Annotated in this window: 12 protein-coding genes and 1 pseudogene; all 13 read left to right on the top strand. The window is 27.5% G+C overall.

Annotated features, from left to right (window positions below; all coding sequences use genetic code 11):
* Position 1: 1 nt before the first annotated feature.
* Positions 2–1,051, top strand: coding sequence for a glycosyltransferase family 2 protein (locus HF850_RS06705; RefSeq protein ID WP_169104724.1), 1,050 nt, complete (start codon positions 2–4; stop codon positions 1,049–1,051).
* Between the two features lie 190 nt (positions 1,052–1,241).
* Positions 1,242–1,713, top strand: a pseudogene (tnpA, locus tag HF850_RS06700) (IS200/IS605 family transposase).
* A gap of 331 nt (positions 1,714–2,044) precedes the next feature.
* A complete protein-coding gene (locus HF850_RS06695; RefSeq protein ID WP_169104692.1) occupies positions 2,045–4,201 on the top strand; it encodes a bifunctional glycosyltransferase family 2 protein/class I SAM-dependent methyltransferase in 2,157 nt (718 codons plus the stop codon).
* On the top strand, positions 4,191–7,211 hold the full coding sequence (locus HF850_RS06690; protein ID WP_169104691.1) for a glycosyltransferase: 3,021 nt from the start codon (positions 4,191–4,193) through the stop codon (positions 7,209–7,211). Before HF850_RS06695 ends, HF850_RS06690 begins: the two co-directional genes overlap by 11 nt.
* A 450-nt stretch (positions 7,212–7,661) precedes the next feature.
* The gene (rffA, locus tag HF850_RS06685) at positions 7,662–8,795 is read left to right on the top strand and encodes a dTDP-4-amino-4,6-dideoxygalactose transaminase (RefSeq protein WP_169104690.1); all 1,134 of its coding nucleotides are present in this window, start codon (positions 7,662–7,664) and stop codon (positions 8,793–8,795) included.
* A gap of 135 nt (positions 8,796–8,930) precedes the next feature.
* A complete protein-coding gene (locus HF850_RS06680) occupies positions 8,931–9,671 on the top strand; it encodes a hypothetical protein (RefSeq protein ID WP_169104689.1) in 741 nt (246 codons plus the stop codon).
* Positions 9,668–10,417 (top strand): SDR family oxidoreductase, encoded by a 750-nt coding sequence (locus HF850_RS06675; protein ID WP_169104688.1) that lies wholly within the window; start codon positions 9,668–9,670, stop codon positions 10,415–10,417. The genes HF850_RS06680 and HF850_RS06675 overlap by 4 nt, the downstream gene beginning before the upstream one ends.
* The gene (locus tag HF850_RS06670) at positions 10,414–11,241 is read left to right on the top strand and encodes a transketolase (protein WP_169104687.1); all 828 of its coding nucleotides are present in this window, start codon (positions 10,414–10,416) and stop codon (positions 11,239–11,241) included. The genes HF850_RS06675 and HF850_RS06670 overlap by 4 nt, the downstream gene beginning before the upstream one ends.
* Before the next feature lie 2 nt (positions 11,242–11,243).
* Positions 11,244–12,218, top strand: a complete 975-nt coding sequence (locus HF850_RS06665; RefSeq protein WP_169104686.1) for a transketolase C-terminal domain-containing protein — start codon at positions 11,244–11,246, stop codon at positions 12,216–12,218.
* A gap of 1 nt (position 12,219) precedes the next feature.
* Complete coding sequence (locus tag HF850_RS06660) at positions 12,220–12,456, top strand: acyl carrier protein (RefSeq protein ID WP_169104685.1); 237 nt, start codon at positions 12,220–12,222, stop codon at positions 12,454–12,456.
* Positions 12,443–13,852 carry an AMP-binding protein gene (locus HF850_RS06655; RefSeq protein WP_169104723.1) on the top strand — a complete coding sequence of 470 codons (1,410 nt, stop codon included), beginning with the start codon at positions 12,443–12,445 and terminating at the stop codon, positions 13,850–13,852. The genes HF850_RS06660 and HF850_RS06655 overlap by 14 nt, the downstream gene beginning before the upstream one ends.
* Positions 13,845–14,930, top strand: coding sequence for an acyl-protein synthetase (locus tag HF850_RS06650; protein ID WP_169104684.1), 1,086 nt, complete (start codon positions 13,845–13,847; stop codon positions 14,928–14,930). Before HF850_RS06655 ends, HF850_RS06650 begins: the two co-directional genes overlap by 8 nt.
* The gene (locus HF850_RS06645; protein WP_169104683.1) at positions 14,911–16,119 is read left to right on the top strand and encodes an acyl-CoA reductase; all 1,209 of its coding nucleotides are present in this window, start codon (positions 14,911–14,913) and stop codon (positions 16,117–16,119) included. The genes HF850_RS06650 and HF850_RS06645 overlap by 20 nt, the downstream gene beginning before the upstream one ends.
* Positions 16,120–16,814: the final 695 nt, after the last annotated feature.

Raw genomic sequence — 16,814 nt, 5'->3', positions numbered from 1 at the left:
TATGATATCTATATGCATGATTGTGAAGAATGAAGAAGAAAACTTAGAAAAATCATTGAAGAGTATAGTTGGATATGGATATGAAATTATTGTAGTTGATACTGGTTCTACAGATAATAGTAAAAAGGTTGCATTAAAGTATACAAAAAACGTATTTGATTATGTTTGGTGTGATGATTTTTCTAAAGCAAGAAATTTTTCTATAAGTAAGGCTACAAATGATTTTGTATTAATTCTAGATGCTGATGAAGTCGTAGAAGAATTTAACGTAGATGAATTAGAAAGAAAAATAAAAAAAAATAAGTATAAGGTTGGTAGAATTTATAGAAAAAATATATATATAAGAGAAGATAATAACTATACATATTGTGATTATATAATAAGAATGTTTAATAAGAAAATATATAGCTATGATGGTAGTATTCATGAGCAGGTGGTATCTAATTGCAATGAGAAAATAGAAACATATGAACTTCCTATACAAATAACCCATAATGGATATAGCAATGAAGAGGTAAATCGAAAAAATAAAATACATAGAAATATTATTATGTTAAAAAAAGCATTAAAGATACGAAAAGATCCATATATATTATATCAATTGGGAAAAAGCTATTATATGGAAAGGAATTATTTACAAGCTAAGATATCTTTTGAGAACGCATTGCTTTTTGATTTAGATATCAAATTAGAATATGTTCAAGATTTGATAGAAACTTATGGGTATACGTTGATTAATATGTGTGAATATAAAGAAAGTTTAAAGTTGTTAAATTTATATGATTATTTGAAAGATTCAGCTGATTTTATCTTTCTAATTGGTTTAATTTATATGAATAATGGATTATTTTTCGAGGCAATTGATAAATTTAAGAAATGTAGTGAATTTACATTTTCAAAAATGGAAGGAGTAAATAGTTATCTTTCATATTATAATATAGGAGTTATACTAGAATGTTTGGGTAATATTGAGGAATCTTTGATGTATTACAGAAAATGTGGAGGGTATGATAAAGCATTGCAAAGAATTGAACAAGTAAAATTTAGTTAAGTGTTGTAGAAAAGATTTCTTTGATTTAAATTAAAGAAATCTTTTTATTTTTGTATTTATGAATACCATAAGTTCGACTTGTGGTTTCGGAAAGCTTTTAGCTATAAGTAGAAATAAAAAAACCTTAATTGTAAAACTATGGTAGACTTGCCGAGTAATACTATAAAAATACAGGGAGGTGTGTCCGTTAATGGACATTGATAGTTTATTACATAGCAAATGGAATTGTAAATATCACATAGTTTTTGCACCAAAGTTTAGGAGATAAATTATATATGGGCAGATAAAAGCTGATGTAGGAAGAATATTAAGATTATTATGTGAAAGAAAAGGTGTTGAAATTATAGAAGCAAATGCGTGTCCAGACCACATACATATGCTTGTAAGTATATCGCCTAAATTGAGCGTAGCTCAATTTAGGCGATATCTCAAGGGCAAGAGTTCTTTGATGATTTTTGATAGACATGCAAACATGAAATATAAGTATGGCAATAGGCAATTTTGGTAAGGGATACTATGTTGATACAGTTGGAAGGAACAAAAAGATAATAGAAGAATATATAAAAAACCAGATACAGGAAGATATAGCATACGAACAAATGAGTTTGAAGGAATATATCGACCCGTTTACGGGTGAGCCAGTAAATAAAGGCAAAAAATAAAGCACCTTTTAGGTGCAGCCGGTAAAGGTTTTGCGGTCGGCAGACCATTTCAACGTGCGAGTAGCACGGCTAGCAACAAAGCCTTATAGGCGCAGAAAAAACCACCCGTTTTCACGGGTGGTCCTGATTGTATAATAGAAACATTGTATAGGTGAATAGTTGTGGAATGAAATAATTTACAAACTATATTGATAAAAAACGTTAAATAATATTACATTAATGGATAAAATTAATATTAATTACAAAGGGATAATTGTGTAAAGAATTATATAAAAATGTCGATATAACAAAATAAGAGTTTCTATGAAAAATAAATTTAAGGAGATAATGGATGAATAAAAATAGCATAAAATGCCACCTTGAAAATTTAATTTCTAATGGTGACTTAAAGAATGCAATTGAAATAATTGATCAATATAAAAAGATATATGGTTATGATGATGAAATTGGAAGTATGGAAGCTATAGTTGATATCTATAATAATAAATCAACTGATGCTCTAGAATGTATTAAAAGAGGACTTGAATTTAATATATATAATGGCGACTTATATTATACGATGGGAAATATATATGAAGTTGAGCAACAGTATGATAGAGCTTATTTATGTTATGAGCATTCGCTGCTGTATACTGAAAATAAAGAAAAGCAGAATATTATATTAGAAGCAATTCGTAATCTGAGAGGAAATTATAATTTAAATGTTAAAGGTTACTCAATAATTATATTAACATACAATAATTTAGATTATACAAAACTATGTGTTGATAGTATAAGGAAATATAATGGTAGTGAAAATTGTGAAATAATAATTGTTGATAATGCTTCTAATGATGGTACAGTTCAATGGTTAAAACAACAAAGTGATATTAAGTATATACTTAATAATGAGAATAAAGGATTTCCAGCTGGATGTAACCAAGGAATTAAAATAGCAAAAAAGGATAATGATATATTTCTATTAAATAATGATACTGTAATTATGCCTAATTCTATATTTAACTTAAGAATGGGATTGTATAGTGACTGTAAAGTAGGGGCAACAGGAGCTGTAAGTAATAGTATATCTTATTATCAACAAATAGATGAACAATATAATGATTTCAATGGGTATATGAAATTTGCATTAAGAAATAATATCACTAATAGTTTGAAGTATGAAGAAAGAGTAAAATTAGTTGGATTTGCTATGTTTATTAAGCGAAATGTTTTAGATAAGGTTGGAATGCTTGATGAAAGATTTACGCCAGGTAATTTTGAAGATGATGATTTAAGCTTAAGAATTATAAGAGAAGGATATAAATTATTATTATGCAAAGATAGTTATGTACATCATTTTGGAAGCGTTAGTTTTAAAGAAAAACCTCAACAGTATAATGAGTTGTTGAGAGTTAATTCAAACAAGTTTAAAGAAAAATGGGGATTTTCAAGTCAATATTCAATGAATATTAAAAAGGATTTGATAAGTAATATTAATGTTCCAAACTATAAAAATATAAGAGTGTTGGAAGTGGGATGCGGGTTAGGAGCTACACTATTAGATATAAAAAATAGGTATTATAATAGTGAAGTATATGGAATAGAAAGTAATCCTAATATAGTAAGTGCGATTAATGATATTTTAAATATTGAATGTGGAGATATCGAAAACATAGAATTAAAGTATTCTGAGAAATTTTTTGATTATATAATATTAGGAAATGTACTAGAAAGGCTTAATAATCCTAAAGAGGTTTTAGTAAAACTATCAAAATATTTAAAAGCTGATGGGTATATATTAGCTAGTATTCCTAATGTTATGCACTTTTCGGTAATCAAGGATTTACTGGAGGGATATTGGACGTATCAAAATTTTGGTATATTAGATAAATGTAATTTGAGATTTTTTACAAAGAATGAAATAACACGCTTGTTCGTGGAATGTGGATATGATGAATTAAATATTAAAGCAAATCAAGTATATCAAACCGAAAGTGATATTGAGTTTATTAAAAAGTTAAATCATATTTCAGGAGATGGTGTAAAAGATCAATTGGAAGCTTATCGGTATATTGTAAAAGCTAAAAGACGTGTTAATTTAGATGAAGGTATAGTAAAAAAATGTGGTACGCTACTAAGAAGAATAGAATTCAATATAGATATTGAAGAAACTGAACAAGAGATTATTGGTAATTTAAATGATGAATTATTTACTAAAGATATTATTATAGAAGCCGTGGCTAAATATATAATAGATAAGGTATATATATTAAACTATTTAGCTGGAAAATTAATTGAATGCAATATGTTTGAGAATGTACTTGAATTATTAAATAATGCTTATGAATTAAATAGTGAAAATATAGATACAAATTATAATATTGCATATTTTTTGAATATGATTGGTGAAAAAGGATTAGCATTAGAATATTTGAATAAATTAAATATTACAAATGAGTATATTAAAGAATTAAAAATACGTATTATGGAGGAAGTTAATGAACAATAAGAAAATTGCATTTATTACATGTGTAAATGACGATATATTATATGATGAATGTCTGAGATATATTGGTGATTTAGAAATACCTGAAGGTTATGAAATAGATGTAATATCTGTAAGAGAAGCTAAAAGTATAACATCAGCATATAATAATGCAATGAATAGCACAGATGCTAAATATAAAGTTTATCTACATCAAGATACTTTAATAATAAATAAATATTTTATCAAAAATATATTAGAAATTTTTAATTCAGATAAAAATATTGGAATGATAGGAATGGTGGGGTGTGAAAATATACCTATTAATGCTGTATGGTGGGAGGCTAATAAAAAATACGGAAAAGTATATGAGAGTCACACTGGAAATATGCAGTTACTAGCTTTTGATGAAATAGTAGGGGCTCACGAAGAAGTTAAAGCTATTGATGGATTTATCATGATAACCCAACATGATATTGAATGGAGAGAAGATTTATTTGATGGATGGCATTTTTATGATATTTCACAGAGCGTAGAATTTATTAAGAATGGATATAAAGTTGTAATACCAAAACAACAAAATGTTTGGTGTATTCATGAATGTGGAATTGTTAATGTAGAAAATAATTATGAAGAATATAGAAAAATATTTTTAGATGAATATTCAAAAAAAATATTCCCTTTAGTTAGTATATTAATACCAACTTATAATAGGCCTGAATATTTTGAGTTGGCATTACAAAGCGCTATTAATCAAACTTATCCTAATATTGAAATAATTATAGGAGATGATAGTACTAATAGTGATACTGAAGAAATAATAAATAATAAATATATAAATAAAGTGGATAATATAAAGTATTATCATAATTCAAAAAATATAGGACAATTTGATAATTATTTAAAATTAATGGAATTAGCAAATGGTGAATATATAAATTTTTTAATGGATGATGATTTATTTGAACCAACAAAAATAGAAAAAATGATAAAATATTTTATTAATGATATTGATGAAAAGATAAGTTTAGTTACATCTAATAGAAATATTATAGATGACAATGGAAAGATAAATGGAAGCTTTATTCTTGATAAAATATTTGATGGCAAAGATGTCTTAAATGTTAATGGTGGAGAGCTTGTTAAATTTCTATTAATTTATAATTATAACATAATTGGAGAACCTACAACAGTATTATTTAGGAAAGATAAGTTGAAAGACAAGTTTGGTTGTTATAAAGGAAGAAGATATATTTGTAATGTAGATCAAGCAACATGGTTTAACCTGCTTGAGAATGGAAATGCTATAATTATTAAAGAATGTTTAAGTAGTTTTAGAAGACATGTGAATCAACAGTTAAAACATGAAAAAATGTTAGTTGGTGGAGCTGAAGATTATGTGTTTTCAATTATAGAAATGATAGAAAAAAAAATGTTCCATGAGTATGATGAATATGAAAGTTGCATAGATAATTGCTTGAAATATTTAGAGTATATCAAATATAAGGTGAATGATAGAAAAAGAATAAATAATCTCTATAATACATTAATAAAACATAAGAAATTGTTATCAGAACATTTCTTGGATAAAGAGTTGACTAAAACAAATATGTTAAATAATACTAGACTAAACAATGAAAGAGATTTATTTGTTTATGATAGGGAAGCTGCTAGAGAAGTTATACAGGAAAATAAAAAAGTCGTAGATTTGTATTTAAGTTTGATGAGAGAAAGTATTAGAAATGAAAAATATGAAGAAGTAGCTTTTTATGCATTTAAATATGGAAGCTATGCTTGTGAAAAACATCCTGGAGAATATTGTAATAAGGAATTAGAAAACTTATTAATAAAATGTGCCGAAAAAATAAAGCCAATAAAACTCCAAACTGATTTGATAAAATTAAATATTAAAGACTCCAAAAGAAAGGTGTTGCATGTAATAAGTGAGGCATATGATGTAGGTGGACATACTAGACAGCTATGGAATTGGATAAGGTCCGATAATGAATCAATTTCTTCAGTAGTTGCAACATGGCAACTTGAAACAGCTCCTTCATGGCTAAAGGCGGAGATTGAGAAAAGAACAGGTTTTATTTTATCATTGAATAATTATGAAAGTTCATTTCTAAAAAAAGCTGCTCTTTTAAGAGCAATTGCAAATGAATGGGCAGATATAATAGTTTTACATACACATATGCAAGATCCGATACCACTACTAGCATTTGGAGTTGATGGTGAAAAGCCGGTAGTTTATATGAACCATGCAGATCATAGATTTTGGATAGGTGCATCTATTTCTGATGTTGTAGTTGATGGAAGAGAATGGGGAAAATATATATCATTAAATAAACGAGGAATAACTAAAAGTCAAGCTGTTCATCTACCTTTAGAGGTAAAAGAAAAATACTGTAAAAGTGAATTGAGAAAAAAATATAATATTAATGAAGATACTAAAGTCATGCTAACAATAGCTTCTGAAGATAAATTCATAAGTTTAAATAGTAATCACTATATTAAAATTATTAAAGAAATAGTTGATAAGATTGATAATATTGTAATTTTTATTATTGGGCCAAAATCTAAAGGTGTATGGAGAATGTTAGAGAATTATGCTGAAGGTAAAGTAAAAGTTCTTGGAATTCAAAATGAAGTTGAAGATTATTATAAAATTTCTGATTTTTATATGGATTCATTTATGATTGGTGGGCCAACAGCAATATTAAATGCTGCTTTATATGGCTTAAAAGTTATAAGATTTAATAATAGATATAATCCTATTTTTTCGGATTATGGAATAGAATTGGAAGATTGCATATTTAATAGTGTAAATGAAATTATAAAGTTTATTAATGAAACCAATATGGAATGTGATAAAAATATTACAGAATCAATTTTAGAAAAGCATAATAGTAACACAAATAAAGAAATCAATTTATTGTATAATTCATTAAATAAACATAAAGTAAATAAAGAGTTAGAAATACTAAAAGAATGTGATGAAATTGATGAATTTTGGGCTTTATTAAAAAAATAAATTTATTAAGAAAAGTATTTTTAGAACTATAAAATGATTTAATTTATTATCGATAGTAAAGTGTAATAAATTATAGTGTGATTAAATATTTTTGGATGAGATTTGTAGAAAAAATAATTAATAAATTATTAATTATGTAGTATTTAAAATAATAGTGATATATATTTAAGTTTAATGGGTTATCAAAGATAATCTCAAATAGTATTATTTAATTAATAAAGGTTAAACAGAATTAATTTTAATCGTTGGATTAATTTGTATTCATAGTTGATAAATGTAAGAGTGTATTTGATAAAGAATTGAAAATATATGATTAGAAATAGTAAAAATAATTTCTGAAATTATCTGTAGTATACATTTAAACTATAAAAATAACGAAGAGTTACACTGAATTTTTTCTATATGAAATTTGTGTGAATTAATAGAATATCTAAATTATAAGGAGGAAAAATGATACCATTTAATATCCCACCAGTAGTTGGGAAAGAAGAACAGTATATAAGGCAAGTTATAAGAGAAAATGGAAAGCTATGTGGTGATGGGGAATTTACGAAAAAATGTAATAATTGGATCGAAGAAAATCTAAAAGCTCAAAAAGTTCTTTTAACTACATCATGTACACATGCATTAGAAATGGCAGCTATATTATGTGATATAAAGCCAGGTGATGAGGTAATAGCACCATCATATACTTTTGTATCAACTGTGAATGCATTTGTTCTTAGAGGGGCAAGAATAGTGTTTGTTGATATAAGACCAGATACTATGAATATAAATGAAGAATTGATTGAAGACGCAATAACTGAAAAAACTAAGGTGATAATTCCTGTTCATTATGCAGGTGTTGCTTGTGAAATGAATAAAATAATGGATATAGCAAGAAAATATAACTTATTTGTAGTTGAGGATGCGGCACAAGGTATAATGTCTACATACAAGGGGCAATCTCTGGGGACTATTGGAGATTTTGGATGCTATAGTTTTCATGAGACAAAAAATTATAGTATGGGAGAAGGTGGGGCTATAGTTATTCAAAATCAGAATTTTAATGAAAGAGCTGAAATAATAAGAGAAAAGGGTACAGATAGAAGTAAATTTTTTAGAGGACAAGTCGATAAGTACTCATGGATTGATATAGGGTCGTCATTTTTACCAAGTGAATTGAATGCAGCATATCTTTATGCTCAATTAACAGAAGCAGAAAAGATAAATAATGATAGAATGAAATATTGGAATTTATATTATAAAGGATTGAAAAATCTTGAAATAAGAAATTTAATTAATCTTCCGTTTATACCTAAGGATTGTATACATAATGCACATATGTTTTATATAAAGTGTAAAAATTTGGAGGAGAGAAATGAGCTAATAAAATATTTGAAAGAAAACAATATATTAAGTGTGTTTCATTACATACCTTTACATTCAACTAAAGCTGGAGCGCATTTTAGTAGATTTCATGGCGAGGATATCTATACTACTAAGGAAAGCGAAAGGTTATTGAGATTACCAATGTATTTTTCGATTACAGAAGAATTAGTGAATTATGTAGTTGAAAAAATAATAAGCTTTTATAACAAGTAATTGAATCTTTTTTTTGAATAATTACTATAAATATGCTAATAAAACATATTATATAATAGAATTTAATTGCAATTATTTATAAGAAAAAATAAACTAAGTAATAGATATTTACCTAAGGGAGTTAGGGAGAACAGTATGAAAATAATAGATGCATTTTGGGAAAAGAGAAATATTGGAGTTGATACAATAGAAATTATTATAGAAGAAAAAGATACTATTGATGATATAGAAGAAACTTTAAGAAAAATAGATTCACAATATATAGTGGTAAAAGTTCCAGCAGGAAAAATAGATGCAATGTTTTTGCTAAATAAACTTGGATATAATTTTATTGAATGCATAATTCGTGTTACTCATGATTTGGAGAATATAGAATTGAAAGGAATACCAAAGCGGTTAAGTGATAATGTCTCTTATTCGCTAATGAATGAAAAAGATTATAGTGTACTTTTTGATGAAATTAATAAAGGAATGTTTACAACAGATAGAATTTATTTAGACCCTAGTTTTACAATCGAACAAGCAAGTAAAAGATACATTGGTTGGATTAAAGATGAACTTTCAAAAGGTGCTGAAGCTTTTAAGTTAGTTTACAAGGAAAAACATGTAGGTTTTTTTATGTTAAAGGAGATAGAAAAAGATACTTATTATCCATTTTTAGCAGGTATATATAATGATTATAGGAATACTGGATTAGGTTATATATTTAATTATAAGCCATTATGTGAAGTTGTTAAGAAAGGTGGCAAAATGGTGTCTACATATATTTCTACTAATAATAGCAATACAGTTAGGATGCATTCAATTTTGGGGTTTCAGTTTAACGAAACTAATTATGTATATATTTATCATAATAAAAAGGGGGAAAATTATTGAGGTTATTAGAAAATAAAAATATTTTTATTACGGGATGTAACAGGGGGATTGGTAAAAAATTAGTTGAGGTATTTGCCCAAAATGGTGCAAATACTATAATTGCTCATGCTAGGAAAAAAAGTGATGAATATGAACAGTATCTAATAAAAGTAAAAAATAAATATAATATCGTAATTATACCAGTATATTTTGATTTAGTTAATTATGATGATATGAAAAGAGAAATAAGAAAACTTCAAATGAAAGAAATTTCTATAGATGTATTAGTAAATAATGCAGGTATTGCTCATGGTGGATTGTTTCAAATGACGTCTGTGAATAAAATAAAGGAAGTTTTTGATGTTAATTTTTTTTCGGTATTAGAGCTTACTCAATTGATACTAAAGTTTATGAAAAAACAATCAAAAGGTGCAATAATAAATGTATCCTCTGTTTCAGGGTTAGATTTGAAAAGGGGAAACTGTGCATATGGTACATCTAAAGCTGCGCTTATTGCATTTACAAGGACTTTAGCGGCTGAATTAGCGCCTATTAGAATAAGAGTGAATGCTATTGCACCTGGCTTAACTGATACAGATATGGCAAAACTAATGGAGATAAATGCTAAAAAAGAAATGATTAGGGAGATTTCTATGGGGAGATTAGGAAAAACAGAGGAAATAGCAGATGCAATAGTATTCTTAGCTTCTGACAGGTCATCATTTATTACTGGTCAAGTTTTGAGAGTTGATGGAGGAATTATATGATTAGGAAAGAGAAAAAAATTCAATTAATTGCTATAGGTGCTAGAGAAATGAGACGTAAATCAATAGAGATGATATATAATGCAAAAAACTTTGGAGGACATATTGGCGGGAGTCTTTCAATAATTGAAATTATGGCAACTCTTTATATTGGTGTAATGAATATAAATGAAAGTAATGTTACTTCAGAATTAAGAGATAGATTTATTTTAAGTAAGGGACATGGTGTTTTGGCATTGTATACAGCGTTGAATCAAATAGGAATAATTTCTAATGATGATTTAGCAACTTTTAAATCTAATGATACATATTTATATGGACATCCGTCTATGAAGCTAGATAAAGGAATTGAGTTTTCAAGTGGAAGTTTAGGACAAGGTTTATCATTGGGAGTTGGAAGTTGTTTGGCATTGAAGAAAAAAAATAATCTAACTTCAAGAGTATTTGTGTTATTAGGTGATGGAGAATGTGATGAAGGAGCTATATGGGAAGCAGCAGCGTCAGCTTCCCACTACAATTTAAATAATATTGTAGCTATTGTTGATAAAAATGGATTGCAGTATGATGGTGAGACTAAAAATGTTTTATCTATGGAGAGTCTATCAGAAAAATGGAAAGCTTTTGGCTGGAATGTAATTGATGTCGATGGACATGATATAGAGCAACTATATGATGCTTTAACTAAAAAATCAGATATGCCCATAGCTATTATTGCAAATACTATTAAAGGAAAAGGAGTTTCTTTTATGGAGAATAATCCATTATGGCATCATTCAAAATTAAGTAAAGAACAATTTGAAAGTGCTATGAATGAACTAGAGGTGTAATTATGTTGGAGTTTAATTCGAGAAATATAAAAACATGGGCTAAACTTGGATCTTGTGGCTCATTTGGTATTGCTGCATTGAAATTACCTGAATTATATAATGATGTAGTAATTTTAACATCAGATTTAACTTTTTATTCAGGATTAGAAAGGTTCAAAAAGAAGTATTCTGAGAAGTTATATAATATAGGAATAGCAGAGCAAAATATGATAGGAATTGCAGCAGGAATGGCAAAAGAAGGATTAAATCCATTTGCTACTACATATGCTGCTTTTGCAACAACACGTAGTTGCGATCAAGTAAGAGTAAATATGGGGTATATGAAATTAGGCATTAAACTTGTAGGACTAAGTTCAGGATTATCAGCAGGGATATTAGGAGCTACGCATATGAGTTTTGATGATATTGCAATAATGAGGGCAATACCTAATATTACTATATTATCGCCGGCTGATTGTACAGAAACAATAAAAGCAACTTTTGCAGCAGCTGAACATGATGGGCCAGTTTATTTAAGGCTTACTGGTATTATGAATAATCCAATAGTATATAAAGAAGACTATGAATATAAGATTGGAAATGCAATAACATTAAAAGAAGGTTTGGATATTGCAATAATTGCTACGGGTACAATGGTAAATAATTCCCTTGAGGCAGCCAACATTATTGAAGAAGAGGGGGTTAGCTGTAGTGTAATAAATATGCATACAATTAAGCCATTAGATATTAGTGCAATAAAAAAAGCCACAAGTGCTAAGTTGATTGTAACAGTTGAAGAACATAGTGTTAATGGTGGTTTAGGAGGCGCGATAGCGGAATATTTATCTAAGTTCAATAAGAGGCCTCCTCATCAGATAATAGGTATTTCAGATGAATTCAAGCATGCTGGTGATTATAATTATCTTTTACACCAATATGGATTAGAATCACAACAAATTGCAAGTAAAATAATTAATAGATATAAAGAGGTAAATTAACATGATAAATTTGGAAAAATATAAAAATGCATTTATAGAAACTTTTGAAATAGAAGAATCACAATTAGACGGTTTAAAATACCAAGAAATTAATGAATGGGACTCAGTAGGGCACATGAGTCTAATGGCAGCATTAGAAGAAATATTTGATATAATGATGGATACTGATGATATTATCGATTTTAATTCATTTGAAAAGGGAAAGGAAATTTTAAATAAGTATGATGTGGAAATTTGATAAATATTCTGATAAAGTTGCAGCTGTTGATGAAAATGGAGAGAAAATAACTTATCATGAATTGGATAAAAAAGGAGAGATTATAAAAGAACATATAAGAGAAAGAGCATTAGTATTTTCATTATGTACTAATACATTAGGTTCATTATTAGGATATACATCTTTTTTGAATAATAACATTGTACCATTACTTTTGGATGCGGGAATAGATAGAAACTTATTAAAAGGTCTTATAGAAAATTATAAACCAGATTATTTATGGATTCCTTTATCAGCTAAAGACAAATTCAAGGAATATACTTGTATTTTAGAGCTTTTTAATTATTCATTAGTAAAAACAAAATATAATCATGAATATAAATTACATGATAATTTAGCATTATTATTAACTACATCAGGTTCAACAGGTAGTCCTAAATTAGTACGCCAAAGCTATAGAAATATTTTAGCTAATACAGAATCAATTGTTCAGTATTTAGAAATAGATAGTTTTGAAAGACCAATAACAACCTTGCCTATGAATTATACATATGGTTTATCTATAATAAATAGCCATTTATATGCAGGAGCAACTATTTTATTGACAACTAAAACTATTTTGGAAAAGCAATTCTGGAAATTTTTTAGGAATGAAGAAGCGACATCGTTTGGAGGAGTTCCATATACTTATGAGATATTAAATAAGTTAAAATTTTTTAGAATGGATTTACCTTCTTTAAAAACAATTACTCAAGCAGGTGGTAAATTATCACTTGAATTGCATAAAAAATTTGCAAAATATGCACAAGAGAATAATATAAAGTTTGTTGTAATGTATGGACAAACAGAAGCTACAGCGAGGATGGCATACTTACCGCATTATAAATCTTTGGAAAAATATGGAAGTGTAGGGGTTGCAATTCCAGGCGGGGAATTTGAATTGATAGATATTAATAATAATAAAATTATCTATGCTAATGTGGTAGGAGAACTTAAATATAAAGGTGATAATGTAACTTTAGGTTATGCTGAGTGTGGGAGTGATCTTTCTAAGGGAGATGAAAATAGAGGAGTTTTAGTAACTGGAGATATGGCCAAAAGAGATGATGATGGGTATTTTTATATAGTAGGAAGAAAAAAAAGATTTTTGAAAATTTTTGGGAATAGAATAAACCTTGATGAAGCTGAAAGATTATTGAAGAATAAATTTCAAGATATAGAGTGCGCATGTTCTGGTGTTGATGATAAAATGTATATATTTGTTACAGATATTTCTTTATCGACTCATATTAAAAAGTTTATTACTGAAACTACAGGATTAAATTTAAGTGCATTTAAGATAAGAGAAGTCAATGAAATACCTAAGAATGAAGCAGGCAAAACCTTATATGCTAAGTTGGAGGAATTTTATGATTGATTATAGTCAAGTATTCAAGAGAGATCCATATTGCTTAAATAGAGAAGAAAAACATGAATTTTTAAATGAGTATCTTAGGCATTTAACTAAGCATCATTATAATTCATGTGATGAATATAGAAGGATAATTGATAGCAAAGGGATTGAAGTTAATAATATATCAAATTACTATGATATTCCATTTTTACCAGTAAGAATGTTTAAAGAATTTAATCTAGTTAGTGTGGAAGCAGAAAATGTTTTAAAAACAATGATGTCATCGGGCACTACTGGAAATAAAGTGTCTAAAATTTATTTGAATAAGAAAACTGCATTAAGTCAAACTAAAGCTTTAGGTAAAATAATATCATCATTTATTGGATCTAAAAGATTGCCAATGATAATATTAGATACATCAGAAGTGGTAAAAAATAGAGCTATGTTTTCAGCTAGAGGGGCAGGGATATTAGGATTTCAAATGTTTTCGTATGATAGAGTTTATGCATTAAATGATGATATGAGTTTAAATATAGATTCATTAGTAACATTTTTAGAAAAGCATAAAAACGAATCAATATTAGTATTTGGTTTTACATTTATGATTTGGCAACATTTCTATACAGAATTAAAAAATAGTGGTAAAAAAATAGATTTATCAAATGGTATTTTAATTCATGGAGGTGGATGGAAAAATATGATGGATAAAGCTGTTACTGCTGAAAAATTTAAGCAGGGATTAAATTCTATATGCGGAATCAAAAAAATATATGATTATTATGGGATGGTTGAACAAACAGGTAGTATATATATGGAATGTGAGTGTGGTCATTTTCATAGTAGTATATATTCGGATATTATAGTTAGGAATCCATTTGATTTTTCAGTTTCCTCTATTGGAGAAAAAGGAATAATTGAAGTTGTATCTATATTACCAGAGTCTTATCCAGGGCATATATTATTAACGGAAGATGAAGGAATTCTTTTAGGTGAAGATGATTGCGCTTGTGGAAGATTAGGTAAGTATTTTAAAATAACTGGAAGGATTAAGAATTCTGAAATACGGGGGTGTAGTGATACATATGCAGATAAATTTAAATAATATTAATTACTTGTATTACAACGGAAAATCGTTTGAAGAAATGAAGAAGTTAAAAGCATTACAACCGTTTTCGGCGCAAGTATGTAATTTTTTGAATGAGTTATCCAAAGCAATAATGTTAGATAAAGAAGCTAAGAAATATGCTGATATTATTACCTTTGGATTTTTCTGTAGAAAAGCGAATATAGAGAGGCTAAAAGAAAAGTATATTGAAATAAATAAATCACATATTGGAAGAGGTCTTAGTTTTCATATTGCCCCATCAAATGTACCTATTAATTTTGCATACTCGTTAGTAGTAGGCTTGTTAAGTGGAAATAGTTGTATTGTTAGAATATCATCTAAAAAATTTGAACAAACTAAAATTGTTTGTAAATTATTATCAAAAGTTTTAAAAAAGCACGGGGGTATTTTAAAAGATTATATTTTGATATTAAATTATAATAGAGATTCTAATTTAACAGAATATTTTTCTTCGATATGTGATTCGAGAATTATTTGGGGCGGGGATAACACTATAAATAAGATACGTAAATTTAATATTCCCATTAGATCTATAGATATAGCTTTTGCTGATAGATATTCTATAGCGATAATTAATTCAATGGATATTATTAATCATCCAAATATGAAAAAATTAGCTCAAGATTTCTATAATGACACATATTTATATGATCAAAATGCATGTTCTTCTCCTAGACTAATAGTTTGGTTAGGAGATAATGAAAATATAGGTATAGCAAAAAAAATTTTTTGGAGTGCTCTTCATGAGTTTATAGTAAATAAATATACATTAGAATCAGTAATTGTGGTTGATAAGTTATTGACTTCATATAGGTGTGCAATTTGCTTAGAGGATATACATATAGAAAATTTAGAAGATAATTTAATTAATAGAATACAATTAAATTCATTAACCGATAATATTGAGGATTTTAAATGTGCAGGTGGTATTTTTTTTGAGTATAGTGATAATAATTTGAATTCGTTAGCTTCAATAATTACTAATAAATATCAAACAGTATCATACTTTGGAATAGATCCGCTAGAAATTAGAAAATGGGTTTTTAAAAATGGACTTACAGGCATAGATAGAATAGTACCTATAGGTAAGGCAGCGGACTTTTCATTAGTATGGGATGGATGTGATTTAATAAGAAGTCTAACTAGGATATGTGATGTTATGTAAAATTAATAATAGTATATTACAATAGAGATATATTAATTTGGTAAGTTTATAAAATTATTTATGATGATTTCCTTATAAAGAATACTTAACATGAGCATTAATTAGATTAATATATTAAATGAGAATCATGATAGTGTAAAGTATGCTATGAAAAATGATATTTGAAAATTTAATAACTAAATAATCAATATAAGTAAGAATTAGTGAATTGCTACTTAAATTTGGGCATAAGAAATAGGCCTCCGGCAGCGCAGGCAAAAAACAAATATTGTAATTTTTATGTCAGGAGCATTTGCTCTCCTGCATGTTGAAAATAGTTTGCTGTCCGAGGCTAATAAGGATTTGCCACTTTGCTGGCATATTGTCAGCATTCTCTAGTTCAGTAAGTTCATTTAATGGATGCCAGTAATTATAAGGATGTGGACGTAAAAAGTTGTAGTAAGCAACCCAAAGAGAAAAGCCATATACTGCACCATTGTCACTTCCGTATCCACAGGTTACGCGGTAAGAAGCTTTATATGTTCTATTCAAGCGTTTTACAACTTGTTTAAACCAACGATATTCTTCAGAAACTGGATTGTCATTAGTAAGACCAATAACTTGAGTTAAATCAAATTGTTTGTTTTCTTCTAACTCAAATTGTTGCTTAGCTAAAGGATAAACTGAATATCCATCAGCAATGAACTTTAATGCAT

Origin of the sequence: Clostridium sp. SM-530-WT-3G (assembly GCF_012843905.1) — a bacterium.
In the GTDB taxonomy this organism is placed as follows: Bacteria; Bacillota; Clostridia; order Clostridiales; family Clostridiaceae; genus Clostridium.
The sequence above is the reverse complement of the archived record's forward strand: the minus strand, read 5'-3'. Positions and strand labels throughout refer to the sequence as shown.

Excerpts from the sequence above, each read along its gene's own strand:
- HF850_RS06705 (WP_169104724.1), top strand. The coding sequence starts at position 2 with ATGATATCTATATGCATGATTGTGAAGAATGAAGAAGAAAACTTAGAA.
- HF850_RS06695 (WP_169104692.1), top strand. The coding sequence starts at position 2,045 with ATGAATAAAAATAGCATAAAATGCCACCTTGAAAATTTAATTTCTAAT.
- HF850_RS06690 (WP_169104691.1), top strand. The coding sequence starts at position 4,191 with ATGAACAATAAGAAAATTGCATTTATTACATGTGTAAATGACGATATA.
- rffA (WP_169104690.1), top strand. The coding sequence starts at position 7,662 with ATGATACCATTTAATATCCCACCAGTAGTTGGGAAAGAAGAACAGTAT.
- HF850_RS06680 (WP_169104689.1), top strand. The coding sequence starts at position 8,931 with ATGAAAATAATAGATGCATTTTGGGAAAAGAGAAATATTGGAGTTGAT.
- HF850_RS06670 (WP_169104687.1), top strand. The coding sequence starts at position 10,414 with ATGATTAGGAAAGAGAAAAAAATTCAATTAATTGCTATAGGTGCTAGA.
- HF850_RS06665 (WP_169104686.1), top strand. The coding sequence starts at position 11,244 with ATGTTGGAGTTTAATTCGAGAAATATAAAAACATGGGCTAAACTTGGA.
- HF850_RS06660 (WP_169104685.1), top strand. The coding sequence starts at position 12,220 with ATGATAAATTTGGAAAAATATAAAAATGCATTTATAGAAACTTTTGAA.
- HF850_RS06655 (WP_169104723.1), top strand. The coding sequence starts at position 12,443 with ATGTGGAAATTTGATAAATATTCTGATAAAGTTGCAGCTGTTGATGAA.
- HF850_RS06650 (WP_169104684.1), top strand. The coding sequence starts at position 13,845 with ATGATTGATTATAGTCAAGTATTCAAGAGAGATCCATATTGCTTAAAT.
- HF850_RS06645 (WP_169104683.1), top strand. The coding sequence starts at position 14,911 with ATGCAGATAAATTTAAATAATATTAATTACTTGTATTACAACGGAAAA.